Raw genomic sequence first — 19,357 nt, forward strand, 5'->3', positions numbered from 1 at the left:
ACACTCTTGTATTCAACCGGATTTGATATTACTCCTTACTCCTTACTCCTTACTCCTTACTCATTACTCATTACTCATTACTCATTACTCCTCAGTAATACGATAACTAATTACCCGGATTCTATATTACTTCTCCTGTCTCCTGTCTCCTGTCTCCTGACTCCTACCCTCACCCATAAGACTTTTTCAGTACACCGTAATTAAGTCAATACTCCTAACGATTCGATCAAGGTAATAATTTCTCGATCTTGAAATTCTTTTGCTAGTTGATAAATTTTACGAGCAAAAGGTACAAATTTTGGATCTATACTTTCCAGAGAATTTGCTTCCTTGATGATAGCTTTAAAATTACCTTTCAAAGCCAGATCGTACAATTTTTCTAACACTTTTGTTGATGGCGGAACTAATTCTGTTGCTGTTATTTCTGCTTCTAGAGTAGATTTAACTTCTACTTCACCTTGATAAACCCACTCTAAATTCAAATGCTTTTTTAGTATTTTTAATAACTCTACAACTTCTACTGGTTTTGGTAAAAAATCATCAGCTCCTATCTCCAAACACTTATCCTTGTCAATTTCATATATACTGGCGGATGAAGCAACAATCAAACTTGCTTGGAAATTTTCTGACTCCCGTATTCGTTGGATCATTTCAAACCCATCTAACACAGGCATCACTAAGTCTGTAATAATTAAATCGGGATGAAACAGTTGGATTTTTTCCCAGCTATCCTCACCATCTTCAGCTTCCTGTACTTGAAAACCAATGGGTTTGAGTAAATTCACAATCACCGAGCGATTTTCCCATTTGTCATCTACTACAATAATTTTAGGAGAAATACCTTTAATCCCAACAATTTCTCCTTTACTGTCATATGATTCAGCTGTTGCCCACTCAGTTGCTATAGGTAAAGTCAAATCAAACCAAAACCTACTACCAAAATCTAGATGACTTTCAACCTGAATACTACTACCCATTAATTGGGTAATTTTTTGACTAATAGCTAATCCCAGTCCAGTTCCTTCAGATTGATTTTTGTCACCCACTTGCTCAAAAGCCATAAATATTCGTTCAAGTTCTTCGGGAGTCATGCCAATTCCTGTATCGCGGACTTCAAATCGGATATAGTCATCAATACTAGATACAGAAAAAGTAACTGTGCCATCATCAGTAAACTTAATTGCATTACCAAGTAAATTAATTAGCACTTGTCGCAATCGTTTTTGATCGGCGTATACCCCAATAAGTTTATGGTTAGTTTCATAGATGAAGCTAATTCCTTTGAGTTCAGCTTTGATTTGACACATCTCTACTACACCTTGCAAGAAACTTGGAAAGTGAAATTGTATCGGGTATAATTCCATCTTATCAGCTTCAATTTTTGATAGATCGAGAACATCATTAATTAAAGTAAGTAGATGACAACTACAGTTATAAATAATTTCTACCTGATTTATCTCAAATTTATTCAGAGATTTAGATCGTTGCAGAATTTGAGCATAACCCATAATACCATTAAGAGGCGTTCGTAATTCATGACTCATATTGGCTAAAAATTTACTTTTTGCCAAATTTGCTTTGTTAGCAGTATTAACAGATGCCTCAATACGTTCGATCGCGTAGTTAAAGGCAGTTGCCAAAACACCTATTTCATCTTTTGTTAAGACTGGCGCCCTTAATGTCAGGTCTCCTTCTTCTCTGACTTTTTCAGCAAATTTCCTAAGTTCTCGAATGGGATGAGTAATTGTACGACTAATGATTATAGCTAGAAATATAGCGATCGCTACGGAAGTAAAAATACTAATAGCTATAATTTTTCTACTTAATTTCTCGGCTTTACTCAAACTTTCAGAGGCTTCTAAAACTTCTAGGTAACTTACCTTTATTATCTCATTAATAGCAGATGATGCTTCTTGAAATTGAATAACAGTAGGACTTTTAATAAAATCAATTACTAATTCGTAAGCGATCTTTTGCTCTTGTGGGTACTCTAATGCCAAACTATTCAGTTCTACCAGCAAAGTATCTAATTGTTGTACATAAGCTTTAGGAACATCTTTATAGGTTTTAATAAAATTATCAATCATTACATGATGTTCTTCCTTTAGATGATCTTGATCTGCTTGAGTAGTTTTAAACTGCTGCCAGCTTTTTTCAATTTCACGGGCAGTTACTAAAACTAGAGAAATTTCTTGAGTAAATTTCTTTGGTTGATCGATCAAACTAATCAGTTGTTGTTTAGCTATTTTTGTTTTTAAGAAAGTTGATTGTAAATTTTGGAAATTCTTAATTTCTTCTTGAGTATGTTCTAGTCCCTCTAAAGCTTCATGCCGTAGATTGTTCCCCATTACCCAACCTGTAATTATACCTATAATTGCTACACTTAAACCAACAATATATCCAACCCCGATTTTTTGCCCAATTTGTAAACAGTCGAGCCAGTGGCCAAAGATTAAGATGGGAGATGGGGATTCGATACTAGAATCTGGGAATGTAGAGAAGTTTTCCTGTTGTTGTGAATTTTTTTTGATTTTCATATCAAATCAAATTTGGTCTATTTTGAATATACGAAATGCTATTTATTTATTATGGTACATGACGAAACTTACATAAGTTTTCGAGTCTTTGAGGTACAAAGTTTTATTGCCCTAAGGAATAGGGAACATTGAAATTTTTAGATTAGTTAATTGTACCAGAAATTTATACTCTTGAGGAAGGTGACAAGATAGATTAAAGTTAATAAAAGCTTTGAGTATCTAACTATAGCAATCTTACTTCAGTTCTAATATTTTTATGGTAGTTAGTAGTCATAATTTTCAAGATTTTTAGTTCAGATTAACTATTATAAAAATTTTTATAACCAACTTAGAACTACTAAATATAGTTGAAAAATGAAATCCTTACTTGCTGGTAGATCAAAAATTATAGATATAGGTATAAACAAGTCAAGATAATTTTACTAAAATAGGCTCAAGATTATCTTCTGGTAAAGAAAAGGTTAAAAGTTTGATCGAAAATTTTTAAGTTTGTGTATCTTTTTGAAAAAAATATAATATATACCTATATTTTATATAGCAATCTTAAATGATTTGTGAAAATTTTTATAATATTTAATTTTAACTCCAAACCATGAAAATTCTGTACATCGCCAATCCGAAGCCTTCCCCTAGTGCAGGATGGGAGAAATAACATTTTGCAGTTACATGCTTGCCTTAAGCCTTACTAACCAATAATGCATGAATTTTGAATTTTGACTTCCGCTTAGCGGAACTAGCTCCTGACTCCTGTACGGCGGGCGATTCGCTCTTCGCCCCTACCATCAAAATATTACAACTGAAATTAGGATTGCTAAAGATATAATATATTAAGTATATTTATACAAAGTTTACTCAAAAATCTACTCTGGATTTAGGTAAAATCTCTATATATTATGTATTATTTCAGCATTATTGAGATATTGTTAATACAATTTCTGTAGTTGCTTAATTTATGATATAGAATCCAGTTATAGCAATCCTATTTCAGTTGTAAGATTTTGGTGGCAGTTAGGAGTCAGGAGTCAGGAGTCAGGAGTCAGAATTTTTAAGGTTTTCAGCTCAAACTAACTATCATCAAAATTCTCACATCTCATTCCTGATTGCTATATATAATATATGTTGATAATTTTATAATTACTTTCATACTCAATCTCCCTTACTACCCTACTTCCCTATTCTCCAATTCCCTACGTCCAACTATACAATAACTATTCAACCGGATTTGATATGATACTTTCAAAATTTACCTAATTTGACAAATATCAATTTATTTATTAATAGTTGCCTATTGAATCATTTCCGGAACCAATCTACATAATTTTTCAGTTGAGTATGCTTAAAAAATACTATAGGAATCCAAGGTTTTGAAATGTTAATTGATAGGAATAATTTTATAATATAAATAATTTCATCAAAACTATGATTGTGAGATTTTTTTATACTTTTTTTTATAAAAGTATTGAAGATCAAATCACTGAATTTTGATTATGGGTCATTAACTATTTTTTATTATCTATGTTTTCTGACTTAAATCCCCACTTGAATTTAGATTCTACTTTACAAGATTTACAACTACATAATGTGCAACTTGAAATAAATCAATCGGGAATTATAATTGCTGAAGTTTTTGAAACAAACAAGCTACTTCCAGGTATTATTCTCACAAATTTGGGTCAATTTGTTGGGATGATTTCTCAAAATAAATTTCTCAAAATCTTGAGTCGCCAATATGGAAGAGAACTTTTTTTAAATCGTCCTATTACGATATTATACGAATTTATTAAGCATGAATTGCTAGTCTTAGCAGGAGATACAGTTATTGTAGATGCTGCTTATCAGGCAGTCAAAAGACCTCAAGAATACATTTATGAACCAATTGTTGTAGAAGTTTCACCAGGAGATTATCAAGTTTTAGAAACTCAAAATTTACTGATTGCTCAATCTCATATTCATCAACTTGCTCAAGATTTATTAAAGGAACAAACTCAAGCACAACTGATTCAAAATCAGCAGTTGGAAATTTTAGGGAAAGATTTATTGGTGGCGAAAGAAGCTGCTGAAGTTGCTAACCGTGCCAAAAGTGAGTTCCTGGCCAATATGAGCCATGAGTTACGCACTCCACTAAATGGGATTATGGGTTATGCTCAACTCCTGCAAAACTCCCAGAATATGGATCGGGAAGATCAAAGTCGAATTGATATTATCTATCGTTGTGGTTCTCACTTGCTCTCTTTGATTAATGATGTGCTTGATTTGTCGAAGATTGAAGCTGAACGGATGGAACTTTCTCCGAGAGACTTTCACTTTCCAGCTTTTCTTGAGGATGTGGTTGAAATTTGTCGCATTAATGCTGAACAAAAGGGTATTTCTTTTTCTTATCAACCTGTAATGGGTTTACCAGAAGGAGTTTGTGCTGATGAAAAACGACTGCGACAAGTCTTGATTAATCTCTTGGGCAATGCAATCAAATTTACTGATGAGGGAAAAGTTACATTTACAGTTGGTAAAGTCGCAGGTGGTAAAACTCGGTTTGAAGTTCGCGATACAGGAATAGGGATAAGTTCAGAACAAATCAAAGAACTTTTTCAGCCATTTAAGCAGATTGAACAAAGAACGAAACAAATAGAGGGAACAGGATTAGGATTAGCTATTAGCAAAAAAATTGTGCAACTGATGGGTAGTTCTATTCAAGTAGAAAGTCAGACTGGGATTGGTAGTATATTTTCGTTTGAGATAGATTTACCTGTAGCTGAGGATTGGGTGAAGACTTGTCAGTGCGATCGCACTGGCCAAATTATTGGTATTAAAGGTAGTGCTCCTACTGTGCTAGTAATAGATGACAAATGGGAAAGTCGCTCCTTGTTAATTAAACTGCTACAACCCATTGGTTTTAATGTGATAGAAGCTAATGATGGTGAAGAAGGTTGTCAGAAAATTCAGATGTATAATCCTCAGTTAGTAATTACTGATTTGTTAATGCCTATGATGGATGGTTTTGAATTGATCGAACAAATTCGGACATCAGAAATTTGTCCAGATGTGGCAATTATTGCTACTTCTGCAAGTGTTTTTGAAGCAGAGCAACACAAAAGTTTATCAGCAGGAGCCAATGATTTTCTCCCTAAACCATTCAAAACTGAAGACTTATTTCTCAAAATTAGAAAACTATTACATTTGGAGTGGCAGTATGAAGAAATGAATAATTATTCACTAAAGGTAAGTCCTGAAAATGTAGAAATCATAGTTCCTCCTCCAGCAAAAACTCTAGAAGAATTTTATGAGTTAGCGATGAAAGGTAATCTCAATGGAATTAGAAAAAAAGCTAAGTTTCTAGAGCAAGAAAATCAAAATTTTATCCTATTTGCTCAGAAAATTACCAAATTAGCAGCAGATTTCCAAGACCGAGAAATTATTAAGTTTATTTATCAATATAGGAGTAATGTTAATGGATAATATTATGAATAAATCAGATATAATTTTAATTGTTGATGATAACCCTACTAATTTAGGTGTACTCTCAGATTTTCTGGATGAAACAGGTTATGAAGTTTGGGTAGCTAAATCTGGGGATATGGCACTTCAAAGAATAGAATATGCTCTGCCTGATTTAATTTTGTTAGATATTATGATGCCAGGAATGGATGGATTTGAAACCTGTCGTTATCTCAAAGATAAGACTCAAACTTGTGAGATTCCTGTGATTTTTATGACGGCTCTTTCTGATACTGAAAGTAAGGTTAAAGGTCTGAATATGGGCGCTGTTGATTATATTACAAAGCCATTTCAACAGGAGGAGGTTTTAGCGCGAGTTAAATTACATTTAAAACTTTATAAATTGATGCGACAAGTTGCAGAACAAAATCAAACTTTAGAAAAAAAAGTGCAAGAAAGAACTTTTGAACTTAACCAGATGGTAGAAGAGTTAAAAACAATGCAAGTTCAATTAGTTCAAAATGAAAAAATGTCAAGTTTGGGTCAGATGGTAGCAGGGGTAGCCCATGAAATTAATAACCCGATTAATTTTATTTATGGTAATTTAGAACCCGCTGAAGAATACATAGAAAATTTATTGAGTTTAATTGAAATGTACCAACTTTATCATCCAGAACCAGATGCCCAAATTAAAGCCTATCGAGAAGATATTGAACTAGAATTTTTGCGGGAGGATTTGATGAAGATTTTATCTTCGATGAAAGTTGGAGCTACTAGAATTTTGGAAATAGTTAAATCTCTGCGTAATTTCTCTCGTCTTGATGAATCAGAAATTAAACAAGTAGATATCCATGAAGGAATTGATAGTACCTTAATGATTTTGCAAAATCGACTTAAAGCTAAACCAGAACGTCCCACAATTGAAGTGATTAAAGAATATGGAAATTTTCCACAAGTGGAATGTTATCCAGGGCAATTAAACCAAGTATTTATGAATTTATTGGCTAATGCAATTGATGCTATTGAAGAATGTTATTCTCAAGATAGTCTCGCAAAAGTACAGGATTATTCTGGCAAAATTTGGATTTCTACAGAGTTGGATAATTCAGATGAAGTTAAGATTAAAATTTCTGACAATGGTAAGGGAATGACAGAAAAAGTAGTTGATCGAATGTTTAATCCTTTTTTTACTACTAAACCTGTAGGTAAAGGAACAGGCATGGGATTAGCAATTAGTTATTCTATTGTGGTTGATAAACATGTGGGTAAATTAGAATGTAGCTCAAAAGTAAATGTAGGTACAGAATTTATTATTCAGATTCCCATTCATCAAAAGTCTCCTACAAATTCTCAATCAAATGTGGAATTAGAAGAGAATAATCAACTATTGAATTCAAAAAGTTTGATTCAATAAATAATATTTTTTCTAAGTTTTTAACAATAAATATTATTTAATAAATATGAGGATATATGGTAAATATAGCCAACCAAAAAGCAAGAATTCTGATTGTTGATGATAACAGAGATAATTTAAGGGTACTCTCTGATTTTCTTGATGAAGTAGGATTTGAGGTATGGGTAGCTCCATCTGGTAAAATTGCGATTGAACGAATTCAATATGCAGTACCAGACCTAGTATTACTAGATGTAATGATGCCAGAAATGGATGGTTTTGAAGTCTGTTCTATACTGAAAAATAATCCCTTAACTCAGAAGATTCCAATTATTTTTATGACTGCTCTTTCAGACACTAATGATAAGATTAAAGGCTTTGAATTGGGTGCTGTTGACTATATAACTAAACCATTTCAACAAGAAGAGGTTTTAGTTCGGATCCGACTTCACTTAAAGCTACATTTTCTCCAAGTAACACTGGCAGAAAAAAATGAATTATTAGAGCAGTTAATCCAAAATCTGGAGCAAAAAGTTATACAGGGAAATACCAAGCTAGAACAAGCTACAGTGGAATTACATGAAACTCAAGCTAAGTTACTCCAAAGAGAGGTTAAGTTACAATATAATTCTTTTCACGATCCTTTAACAGGTCTACCAAATAAAGCTAGATTTTTGACTCAACTTAATCAGACAATTGAGTTTAGTTTAAATCACAATTATCACTATGGGTTATTGCTACTTGATATAGATCGTTTCAAGTTAATTAATGATAGTTTAGGGTATTCTAAAGGAGATACCTTACTACAAGAAATTGCTATTAGACTGCAAAATAGCGTAGGAATTAATAACTTAGTAGCAAGATTAAGTAGTGATGAATTTGTAATTTTATTAGAGGGAATAGAACACCCATCCGAAGCTACTGAACTAGCGGAACGTATGCAGGAAGAATATTTACAGTATCCTTATGAATTAGACGGTTACCAGATATTTGTTAAGGTTAGTATTGGGATTACTTACAGCTTTTTTGGATATCATAATTCTACTGATTTATTCAGAGATGCCAACATCGCAATGCAAAAAGCCAAAGATTTTGGAAAAAAAGGATATGCTGTATTTGAACCTCAAATGCAAGTAGATGTTTTACAACGTTTAAATTGGGAAAATGATCTACGTCAGGCTATAAAAAAACAGGAATTATGTCTGCTCTATCAACCAATTATTAATCTCGTAAATAATTCCTTGAAAGGTTTTGAAGCATTAGTTCGTTGGAATCATCCCAGTCGCGGACAAGTTTCTCCAGTAAAATTTATTCCAATTGCTGAAGAAACTGGATTAATACATGATATTGGGTGGTGGGTTTTAGAAGCAGCTTGTCAACAATTAAGCTTGTGGGAAAAGCAGTTTCCTAAGTTGAAAAGCTTAGTTTTAAATGTTAATCTTAGCACTCCACAATTAACAGCAGTAGATTTTATTCAACAATTAAAAATAATTTTAGATCGCAATAATTTATCAGGAGAAAATTTAAAGTTAGAAATTACAGAAACTTGTCTTTTAGAAGGTGTTGAGCATCGGGATAAAATTTTCAATCAAATTAAAGATTTAGGAGTGAAATTATGTATAGATGATTTTGGTACTGGATACTCTTCTTTGAGTCGTCTTCATGAGTTTCCTATAGATACATTGAAAATTGATCGATCTTTTGTGCAGCGAATCGATCCTAGTTCAGAGAATATAACTATTGCTGCTATTATCACATTAGCTAAAAGTCTAAATATGGATATAGTTGCAGAAGGAATAGAAACACCTTTACAGCGAGATAAACTAAAAGAGATGGGTTGCGAATTAGGTCAGGGTTTTTTATTTGCTCGACCTTTAGAATATCAAGCTGCTACTAAAATAATTGAAGATTTTCATGGACAATCAGAATAAATAATTAATAATTAATAATTAATAATTAATAATTAAATAATTCAGCTTTATTAGTCTCCCCAATAAAGGGGAAAAAGCGGTCGAGAGATGGATGGGTTATATCAAATCCGGTTAAACAGTTATAGATTGCTTAACTCAGGAGGAGTCAGGAGTCGTAGGGGATCTATGCGAATCGCCCGTACAGGAGTCAAGAGGAGTCAGGAGGAGAAAGAATTATAAAGATGAGCGTAGTTATAAAGATAGGAGATTTTTTTATGTCCAATTAAACGGATTTGATATTACCTAAGCAGATCCAATCTCTTCTTGAGAAATAAATTTTTTCCTTTTAGTCAATCCTCTCCCTTTTAGGGAGTAGTAATTATCCATTATCAATTATCCATTATCCATTAATGAAAAACAATGTTTTATTACTTAAATAAAAACCTTGATTTAAGTTCTACTTTAACAGACTTACATCTTTATAATGCCCATCTTGAAATTGATCAATTAGGAGTTGAAGTTGCTAATTTTTTTGAAGAAAATAAGCTACTTCCTGGTATAATTTTGACAAACCTTGGTAAATTTGTAGGGATGATTTCTCAACAAGAATTCATTAAAACTTTAAGTCGTCAATATGGAAGAGAGCTTTTTTTAAATCGCCCTATTAGTGTGTTATACGACTTTATTAAGTATGAATTATTAGTGCTGCCAGGAGATACATATATTGTCGATGCTGCTTATAAAGCAGTAAAGAGACCTCAAGAATTAATTAATGAACCGATTGTTGTGCAAGTTTCACCAGACAATTATCAGGTTTTAGAAACTCAAAATTTACTGATTGCTCAATCTCATATTCATAAACTTGCTAAAGATTTATTGCAGCAACAAACTCAAGCACAACTTATTCAAACTGAGAAACTTGTAATGTTAGGCCAGATGGTAGCAGGTTTAGCCCATGAACTGAGAAATCCGATTAATTGTGTAGCAGGTAACTCTAAGTTTATATCTGGTTATTATCAAGACTTAATTGGATTGATTCATACTTACGAAGAAAATATTTCCCAAGAGATAGAAGAAGTTGAAGATTTGAAAGAAGAGATTGATTTTGAATTTATCAAAAATGATTACTTCGAGATGATCAAGAGTATAGAACTTGCGGCTGAACAAATGATGCAATTAGTTAAAAGTCTCCACAGTTTTTCCCACATGGAAGGAACTAAACGCCAAGAAACAAATATTAATGATTGTCTTGATAGTACCCTGTTAATCTTAAAAAATCGTTGGAAGTATAGCGAGGTTGAAATTATTAAAAATTATGCAGATTTACCATTGATTTTGTGTCATTCTGGTCAGGTTGGCCAAGTTTTTATGAACTTGATTACTAATGCTCTTGATGCTCTCGAAGAACATAAAAAATCTGATAGTGAACCTGGTAAAATATGGATTTATACTGAAGTTAAAAATTTATCTGAAAATCTAGATCGACATCTGGTTAAATCTATTAATGAGGTAGAAATAAATTCTACTTCTGAGATAGAAGCTAGTGTGATTTCTACTCAGGATAATCAAGCGATCGCTCCTTGGCTGTCAATTCGTATTGTTGATAATGGCCCTGGCATTCCTTACAAAATTCAAGAGCAAATTTTTGATAGATTTTTTACGACAAAAGTTGCCGGTAAAGGTACTGGTTTAGGATTGGCAATTACCCATCAAATTGTTGTTGACAAGCATAGGGGAAAGTTAAATCTTAATTCGACTCCTGGAGTCGGAACTGAATTTGAAATATTGTTGCCTATGGATTGAGATATTCCCGGCATTAATATCGGCTATAATGCAGGATTATTATAATTTATGATTTAAAGATTTGAGCAGTGTGGGAAGTGTGGGAAGTGTGAGGAGTGTGGGGAATTTGGGAAGTATGAGGAAGTGTGGGAAGTGTGGGAAGTGTGGGAAGTGTGGGAAGTGTGGGGAGAACTAAACATAAGAATAATTAACACACTCGTCAAAGCTTACAAACAAGCTAAAAAACGATTAAGTTGTTATCAACGCCGTGTCAATAAAAAAGAGCCTGGTACTAAAAACAGAGCCAAAGCCGTAAAAAGACTAGCCAAAGTTCACAAAAAAGCGGATGCGACCCCGCGACGATGTTTCGCTTTCCTACGGAATGCTAACGCAAACGCGACATATTTGCGGAGCATTCCGTCAGGAAAAAGCAAAGCTCCTCTGCAAGAGGCAAGTCGCAAGCGGTCAGACCCCGCGTCGCCGATAAGCGCAAGCGGTGCGACCCCGCGACGACGTTTTGCTGACGCAAAGCTCCGCTAACGCTGCGCGACATGAAAAGCGTTAGCGCAGCTCCTCTGTAAGAGGAATCTCCTCTGCAAGAGGCAAGTCGCAAGCGGTCGGACCGCGCGACGACGCCAGTTCGCTTGCCGAACGCCGACCAAGAGAGGGAATGCGCACTCCTGTGAGGGAATGCTGACCAAGAGAGGGAACGCGCACCAAGCAGTAGCTGATATCAGAGCAGATGCACTTCATAAACTCACGACCTGGTTAGCTAAAAACGACAGCACCATAGTGATAGAAGACTTGAATATAAGTGGAATGCTCAAAAAGCGGTGCGACCCCGCGACGACGTTTTGCTGACGCAAAGCTCCGCTTTTCATGTCGGCTCTTAGCCGAAACGCTGCGCGACATGTTTGCGGAGCATTCCGTCAGGAAAAAGCGTAGCTTCTCTGCAAGAGGCAAGTCGCAAGCGGTCGAGAGATGGCGAGGTTTCCTCGCCATATCCAATCGACCAAGAGAGGGAACGCGCACCAAGAGACCATAAACTAGCAAGTGCTTTCTTCAGACTGTGGTTTTTATGAATTCAAACGTCAACTTACATACAAGTGTGAGTGGTATGGAAGCAAGTTAGTCATAGCTGATAGATTTTATCCAAGTTCTCAAATATGTTCTCACGCTCGGGCATCAACAGAAAATGCCATTGAGTGTGAGGACTTGTGAATGTAGCAACTGTGGTTTTGAGGCAGACAGAGACTTTAATGCTGCTGTCAACAAGCGAAAACTATGTGCATCAGTAGGTGGAGTTTCCGCCGATTTTAAGTCTGTGGAGAAGAAGGGACGTATCGCTGCGCGACATGTAACGCATTAATGTTCAAGCAACGTCCGTACGCAGACTGCGGTCAGTGGTCTTCTGTGTTTGCGCAGCATTGCGGAGCGCAAAACAGGAAGTAGGGGCGAATGGCCATTCGCCCCTACAAAGCTCAAAATACCATTTTGGGTAAGTTTGGGTAAGTTGAGTAGAACGGAAGAAGTTATTAGAAGAGTGCTAATTACTTGATAACTGAAGTGTCACCAAAGTATAGCATTAATGCATGGGAATTGGTATAACAGTTGGAAAAACATTTCCGCAATCTTGATTCATAATTAGTCTATTTCCTAACCAATTTTTTCTGGTAGTCCTGCTGAGGAATGGCGAAGATACATAAGTTTTGTAATTTATTCCCACACGAACCAACTTCCCACACCTCCCACACCTCCCACACCTCCCACACCTCCCACACTCTCTCTACCATTCCTCAGCACCACCACCTTTTTTCTTAGTATTAGAGAAAATTTAAAATTTTTTCAAGTTATATATATAGATATTTTTACAAAAAAAAGAATAGAGAATAGGCAGAATTAATTGATAATTTACAGATAAAATTTTTTTTTTTGATTTTTTTAAAAGTCTAATATACTATTTTTATATATAGCTAATAAAGAATTGGCTCTTGACAATTACTGATGATGAATCTCAGACGAGGAAATGTTTTTCCAACTGCTCCCTGTTCCCTTTTCTCTGTTCCCTGTTCCCTGCTATAGTAGTACAGCATAGAAGTTAGAAAATATTAAAAGCAAATAAATATTTTCGACTTTTCAGTGCCTGACTTCCGCGTAGCAGTAGTAGTCTTCTCCTAACTACTATCTTTAATCCATTTCCTAATTGAATTAATGCTAAAAGGGTTATTTTTACGATTTCTATAACCCTCAAACTTTAATTTTTCAGCTATATCTTTATAACTAAATCCATCTTGATAAAGTTCTAAAGCTCTTTGTTTGTGCAATTTTGGATGACTATCTTTTCCAGACATAAGTTGATTCACCTGATTGGACTCAGAATTTCCAATCAGGCTGATAACTTTCCCTCAGAAACGATTTGCTTTTTTTGCCAATCTTCAAAATCAAGAGAGTCAAGCCATTCCTCAATGATTAGCCGACAAATTTCTGTTGTTGATTTTCCCATCTGTTTAGCAACTTTTTCTAATTTGGGGATTTTTTTTTTGCTAATTCTCAGACCTATAGATTTTTTAGTCAAAGCTTCTGGATCTTTTTTAAAAGTCCCATTAGAATTTCTTAATCTTTGTTTTTTCATTGATTTAATTTTTGCTAGGCACTGTTAAGTTGTATTTTAGCAAGGGATCGAGAGTTTAAGATCAAGTCAGAAGTTAAAAGTAAGTAGGGGCGAATGGCCATTAGACTGCGCAACATGAAAGGCCCGTACATTCGCAGCACAGACTAAATTTGAGAGGTGTCATTTCAGTTATCAGTTATCAGTACCTCTATGGAATAAGGACGCTTCAAGTACGGAATCTTCTTTTTTCGAGGGGAGATTGGGTATTGTTAGGTAATATCAAATCCCCTCGGGTTCGGTATAAAACAATCTTCCTTTTAAGCATTGAGTAAATCTTTCTAAGTTCTCTTCCTTCCAGACTCCTGACTTCTGACTCCTAGATTAACTATCTAATTATATCGATGCTACCGGATTTGATATAACCCATCAATCCCATCCTAGGTCATGCTCCGCTTGCCGACCACAGACCAATGTCAAACACCTTAATAGGTATAGACAAATTTCTTGAATATCTTGACATCCATTGCTAGCCAAGGCTATCATATAAATTATCGGTGAAATAGAGATAAATAGTCTTCTTTAGCAGGAAATTTAGAAATTGATTGAAGATGGCTTTAAATCTTGCTGCCCATTGATCTAAGTCATATTAGTTAATTATTAAGGAGAAATATAAATGAATATTCAAGAAACAGTTATTGAGCAAACCTGCGAGCAGTTTAAAATTGACCCCAATGATGATAATCAGCAACTTTCAGTAGAGAAACTGAAAGATATTATTCGATGTACAACAAATAAAATGCTGATGGCACATTTTCAAGTTTTACTAAATAATTATCTCGAAAATACTGATATAAATTCTGCTCTGGATCAACTCAGTGTTTTAGCAGATATAAAAGCTGAAAATGATGCGGATGAAATCAAAGGTTTAAGTGATTGTCATAATATCAGTAAACAAATTGCAAATATTGAAGTGAGATTTCTAGAAACAAGTCTGGGTTTAAAAACTTAGGAATAAGGATTAAATATTTTGGTGTTGCTAAATTCAAAGATGAATCAGGCAGGAACAGGTACATCTCCAAACTTGAGATAATAAATTAACTTCCCTGGCGGGAAGTCCCGCGCTCTCCATCCCCCCTAACCCCCCTTTGGAAGGGGGGAGGGGAGCGTCGGGATGAAAGCCAGGGCCAGGATTTGGAGACCTTCATAAGCTAAACGTTCATAGGCCCAAGACACAAGCTAGGAGCATTTTGTTATTATCAATGTCAACACAGGGGGAGGACATCACCTCTGTCATGCGCAGCGGTCAGGGTTTCCCAGACGCTCAGAATCCCTATTTTTTCGCCAAAGGGCAACGTCGGGAGTATGTCAAAAGTCTTATGGAATGCTTCAGCATCTCTAAAGATTTGGAGCAGCACTGCGGTTTGGCGGTGCAGTCGAGCGAAGTAGTGCTGTAAACGAGTGTTTTCTCCTGCCCACCTCGTCATGTAGGTCTTAGATCATGTCTATTTGATATACACCTATAATTGCAGCAACAATACGTTCATCTAGAGGTTTAATCTTCTGAATTTTAAAAGCTTCCCGCAGTTGCTCCATAGAAATACGTTCGTCGATTAAGTCTTGACGGATATCCTGAAGGCGCAGTGGTGTCAAACGTCTGGGTTGTTTCAAGCGCTCATACCAATGAGGGCGAATTAAATCAAGCCACCACTCTGCCAGTTTGCTTAAGTCCACTGTTTTCATCCAATCTGTCAATACATTAATCTCTCTGACAACCGCCTCTTCTCCTTCTTGAGTTGCTATGTAGTGATACTCCTGCAATACTTTCTCCATTTCCTCTAGAGCGCGTTGCTTCTTGTTGGGAAGCAGTCGTTTTTCATTGAGCTTGAGTGTTGCCACGAATCCTTCTAACAATTGAGTTGCATCTTTAATAGGAATATCTTTCACAGGAGCAAGCAAATTTTCTCTGAGTTTTTCACTGATACGTTCCATGTCAGTTATCGCCTCTTCTGCTTCTAAGTAGTCAAGATATACCCACCGAGGAGCGCCCCACTCAGTGCCAGCAACAGCAAAAAAAGCCCAAGGATGATTTGCTGTTACACAACTAAGCGAAGTTCCTAAAAGTTTGGCATTGCGTACTTGCTCATAGACTTTCCTGGAAACTAAAAATTTGTGATTTTCTATTTGGTTATTTTCGATAAGCGATCGCACCGGCTCGAACACATCTCCCAGTTCATAAGGTTGAGGATTTTTTGCTAACTTCTCAAGTTGGGTAATCTCAGTTTCTGGTGTCATACCATGTCCGGATAATTAGTGATAAAACCATTTCTTTCTCCTGGTACATTCTTTTCTCCTGTCTCCTGTCTCCTGTCTCCTGACTCCTCCATTTTTATTTATAAGTATTCAACCGGACATGATATCACTACCTCATCATCTTCTGACAAATCTTCTGGTAAAGGAAAATCATCATCTATTTCTGCTGCCAAATCTTCTGGTAAAGGAAAATTTGACCCCAACAAATTAGAAACTAGGCGGTGGCGTTTGCCCAACTTTTGTTCGGAAGAACGTAGGGCAAACTCATCAGTATCTTTAGGCCACCATACCTCAATAATATGATGGGGACTGTCTAAGCGATCGATTCTACCAATTCGTTGCTCTACCAGTCGAATTACACTAGGCATATCTAATAATACTACTGCTGACGCTTGCTGAAGATTGACACCTTCAGACATCGCATCCGAACATAAAGCTATTACTCCAGATGCTGTAGAACCTAGTTGGAATGACTCATTAATGTCTTGACGCTCTGTTTTTTTGACTCCTGTGGCAATAATTACTTTCTGACAATCCGTTTTCAACTTATCAATACGTTGTTTGATGTCACTGAGAGTAATAATCTTGCTATCAAAAGCAATCAGCAGTTGGTGACGCTGGAGCAAGTTCTGTAAATGTTGTGCTTTTTTTGACTCGCGGAAATCAGATATTTGTTGAGTCAAGTCAGCAATTTTTTCGTAAATTTCAATTTCTCGCTCGCATTCTTGTTTGTATTTGTAGGTATCGCGATCGCTTAACCAATCTGGTAGTTCAATTTTTAGCTGATTCTGAGGTGGTTTATCTGCCATAGAGTCTAATTTTTGAATCATATTTCCTGTTTCCTTTCCTTTTATTTTCTCTACCAACCCCAAGTATTTCTGGGCATACTCTGTACCATAAATGTGTTCTAGCAGCGCTACTTTTGAAGAACGCAAACAAGACATTACATTATAGTTAGAGAGTCTTGAGGCGCTTTCCAATCGCATATTCAAATAATCTTCATCGCTTATACCAAGTTTGCGTAAATACTCACTAACCTCAAATGCTTTGTGTAGCATAACTAAACCACGCATTTCTTGAGTTAATTCTCGAATTTGTTGGGCTAGGGAGCGATCGCTTTGATTTTCCCCACAAGTATAAGTTTTACTTTCATGTTGGGGATAGCGACACTGTTTGCCAAATCTATCTTGATAAAGTTCTGGATTTTCATCTATCATTTGATTGAGCATATTCTTAGTGCGTCGAACAGTAAAGTGTTGAATTGCCATTCGTAACTTCTTTCGCATTCCTGGCAACATTTTTTCCTCCAATTTGCCCTGTTTCCACAAAGGTTGGAGAATTTCCAGTAGCTCGTCATCAAAATTATCTGCTCCCAGTAATTCAATGATAGCCAATAAATCCTGAGAACCTCGGTTGATAGGAGTTGCCGTAAACAGAATTACATAATCAGCCATGTTATTAAAGAGTCCTTGGGTTTGTTGCGATCGACGGTTGAGAAATTTATGTGCTTCATCCACAGCTAGCACTTGAGAACGACAGATAGCTTCCTTTAGTTGCTCGTATTTATTTGATCTCTTTGTTTGTAGGATGCCATAGGAATATGTTTTGAGGTTAAGATCGCAATTATTAAATTCTCGATCCCAATTTTGTTGAACTGCATCTGGGGGACAAATTAAAACTGGGCTGCCTTTGCGTTTGCGTCCTGTTGCCCAAATTTGATTAATTACGCTTTTAATGAGATGGGCACCCATGCGCGTTTTACCTGAACCTGTAGCATCAGCAATGAGTACACTACCGACGTTTTCAATTACCCAAATTGCCTGAGCAATTCCTTGTATTTGAGATGGCCAAAGGGGGTTTTCATCTCCGAAATAACTTGTAATTTGATATTGTTTTGCCCACTCTCCTTCTAGCAATTCTACGCAAGCTCTAGCTAAAGCTTCTTGCCAGCTAACTTTATTTAGAAGTTGTTTTAAAAGTTTAATTAGTTCATCTTTGTAGTCTTTACCCAGTTCCCAAATTTTTTCTGATAAAACTTCAGCACCCTGAAATCTTTGACTTTCCTTTTTAATATTTTCAAATCTTACATTTGCTTCTATTTGTGACACAAAACCGGAAGAACTAAAATTACTTGAGCCAATCGTTATCGCATTATCACTGCGGTAAATTTTGGCGTGAATTGGTTTTTTATCGCTAATTTTTACTTCAATTTTTTCGGTTTTAAGTAACTCTATTGCTGCAATTACTGCCCCACACTTAAGTATAGAAATACGTTGTTTCAGCCAATATTCTTCTATTTCTCGATCGAACTTGTGGGAGTAAGGAAATTCCTGGGTTTTTGTTGGGTAAGGTTCATGGCCTAGTAATAGACGAATTTCTGCAAAAGCATCTGAGTTTTTATTAAATTTATGATAATTATCTGCTAGAAAATCAATAATTTTATCTAGGGAAGCATAGCCAGTAATTATCAGTGGATTTTTAGCTGCTTCTAAATCTTTTCGGATAACTGTTTCAACAAAATTTTTGTCGGAGTTATATGGAAATTTATTATGTTCTGGCCATTGAGTTTCCTCGGCGTTATTATCAATACTCATACTTACCTAATTTTTCTTATATAATAACATTTTTAAAAAAGCATCCTATCCTTAGTCAGCACTTCAATTATTAAGTAATTTACACAGGCAAAACACTTTATTGATATTTATTAACCTATTATTGTTAATTATTCATATTTTTACCGAAAAATCAAGGTATAAAGCCTCTCCATTTATTTAGAAAACAGAAAAAAAATTATTTTAGCCAATCCTCTCCCTAAAAGGGAGAGGTAATTATTAATTATTAATTATTGAATTATCCCCTACTCCCTTACTCAATAAAATTTGGTGCGTAAGTCTTGATATAAATTATCAAAAATTACCGAAACAATTAAACAATTAAACAACTAAATAATTTTGGTTTAAAGCCTCCCCAATAAAGGGGAAAAAAGCGGTCGTTTTGCTACGCATAACTACGTTAACGCTGCGCGACATGAAAAGCGGAGCTTCCCGAAGGGTGGGATGCCGTTTAGCTAGCGCAAAACTTTCCTATCGGAATGCTCCGCAAACGTTAACGCTGCGCGACATGTAACGCGTAGCGTCCCGGAGGGAAGGTCTCCCGAAGAATGCAGAGCCACTTCCTCTTACAGAGGAGCTGCGCTAACGCTAACGGCATATCCAATCGACCAAGAGAAATAAATTTTGGTGGTGGTGCTGAGGAATGGTAGAGAGAGTGTGGTCCGTGTGGTCCGTGTGGTCCGTGTGGTCCGTGTGGTCCGTGTGGTCCGTGTGGTCCGTGTGGTCCGTGTGGTCCGTGTGGTCCGTGTGGTCCGTGTGGTCCGTGTGGG

At 35.8% G+C, this 19,357-nt stretch carries 12 protein-coding genes and 2 pseudogenes; 8 read left to right on the top strand and 6 right to left on the bottom strand.

Going from position 1 to position 19,357, the window contains the following annotated elements:
• Nucleotides 1-200: 200 nt before the first annotated feature.
• The gene (locus F6K40_RS29245) at nt 201-2,537 is read right to left on the bottom strand and encodes an ATP-binding response regulator (protein ID WP_293140903.1); all 2,337 of its coding nucleotides are present in this window, start codon (nt 2,535-2,537) and stop codon (nt 201-203) included.
• Nucleotides 2,538-4,052: 1,515 nt separating this feature from the next.
• On the opposite strand from F6K40_RS29245, the gene F6K40_RS29250 reads away from it, so the two are divergent.
• The 7 genes and pseudogenes from F6K40_RS29250 to F6K40_RS29275 form a co-directional block, all read left to right on the top strand.
• Complete coding sequence (locus tag F6K40_RS29250; RefSeq protein ID WP_293140905.1) at nt 4,053-5,990, top strand: ATP-binding protein; 1,938 nt, start codon at nt 4,053-4,055, stop codon at nt 5,988-5,990.
• Nucleotides 5,983-7,383 (top strand): hybrid sensor histidine kinase/response regulator, encoded by a 1,401-nt coding sequence (locus F6K40_RS29255; protein ID WP_293140907.1) that lies wholly within the window; start codon nt 5,983-5,985, stop codon nt 7,381-7,383. Before F6K40_RS29250 ends, F6K40_RS29255 begins: the two co-directional genes overlap by 8 nt.
• Nucleotides 7,384-7,439: 56 nt before the next feature.
• Nucleotides 7,440-9,293: a two-component system response regulator gene (locus F6K40_RS29260; RefSeq protein WP_293140909.1), complete on the top strand. Its 1,854-nt coding sequence runs from the start codon at nt 7,440-7,442 to the stop codon at nt 9,291-9,293.
• A gap of 399 nt (nt 9,294-9,692) precedes the next feature.
• The gene (locus tag F6K40_RS29265; protein ID WP_293140911.1) at nt 9,693-11,075 is read left to right on the top strand and encodes an ATP-binding protein; all 1,383 of its coding nucleotides are present in this window, start codon (nt 9,693-9,695) and stop codon (nt 11,073-11,075) included.
• A gap of 123 nt (nt 11,076-11,198) precedes the next feature.
• Nucleotides 11,199-11,594 (top strand): hypothetical protein, encoded by a 396-nt coding sequence (locus F6K40_RS29270; protein WP_293140913.1) that lies wholly within the window; start codon nt 11,199-11,201, stop codon nt 11,592-11,594.
• 174 nt (nt 11,595-11,768) lie between these two features.
• A pseudogene (locus F6K40_RS41090) lies at nt 11,769-11,891 on the top strand (RNA-guided endonuclease TnpB family protein); the annotation flags it as partial.
• A 225-nt stretch (nt 11,892-12,116) separates the two neighbouring features.
• A pseudogene (locus tag F6K40_RS29275) lies at nt 12,117-12,423 on the top strand (zinc ribbon domain-containing protein); the annotation flags it as partial.
• A 280-nt stretch (nt 12,424-12,703) separates the two neighbouring features.
• Here F6K40_RS29275 and F6K40_RS29280 read toward each other — a convergent pair.
• From F6K40_RS29280 to F6K40_RS29290, 3 genes are all read right to left on the bottom strand, one after another.
• A complete protein-coding gene (locus F6K40_RS29280; protein WP_293140915.1) occupies nt 12,704-12,847 on the bottom strand; it encodes a hypothetical protein in 144 nt (47 codons plus the stop codon).
• Nucleotides 12,848-13,228: 381 nt separating this feature from the next.
• On the bottom strand, nt 13,229-13,405 hold the full coding sequence (locus F6K40_RS29285; protein ID WP_293140917.1) for a recombinase family protein: 177 nt from the start codon (nt 13,403-13,405) through the stop codon (nt 13,229-13,231).
• A gap of 35 nt (nt 13,406-13,440) precedes the next feature.
• Nucleotides 13,441-13,686, bottom strand: a complete 246-nt coding sequence (locus F6K40_RS29290) for a hypothetical protein (protein WP_293140919.1) — start codon at nt 13,684-13,686, stop codon at nt 13,441-13,443.
• A 652-nt stretch (nt 13,687-14,338) separates the two neighbouring features.
• Here F6K40_RS29290 and F6K40_RS29295 point away from each other — a divergent pair.
• The gene (locus tag F6K40_RS29295) at nt 14,339-14,674 is read left to right on the top strand and encodes a hypothetical protein (protein ID WP_293140921.1); all 336 of its coding nucleotides are present in this window, start codon (nt 14,339-14,341) and stop codon (nt 14,672-14,674) included.
• A 482-nt stretch (nt 14,675-15,156) separates the two neighbouring features.
• On the opposite strand, the gene F6K40_RS29300 is transcribed toward F6K40_RS29295, so the two are convergent.
• A complete protein-coding gene (locus F6K40_RS29300) occupies nt 15,157-15,957 on the bottom strand; it encodes a hypothetical protein (RefSeq protein ID WP_293140923.1) in 801 nt (266 codons plus the stop codon).
• A gap of 98 nt (nt 15,958-16,055) precedes the next feature.
• Nucleotides 16,056-18,569, bottom strand: a complete 2,514-nt coding sequence (locus F6K40_RS29305; protein WP_293140925.1) for an SNF2-related protein — start codon at nt 18,567-18,569, stop codon at nt 16,056-16,058.
• Nucleotides 18,570-19,357: the final 788 nt, after the last annotated feature.

It is taken from the genome of Okeania sp. SIO3I5, assembly GCF_010672085.1.
GTDB lineage: Bacteria > Cyanobacteriota > Cyanobacteriia > Cyanobacteriales > Microcoleaceae > Trichodesmium.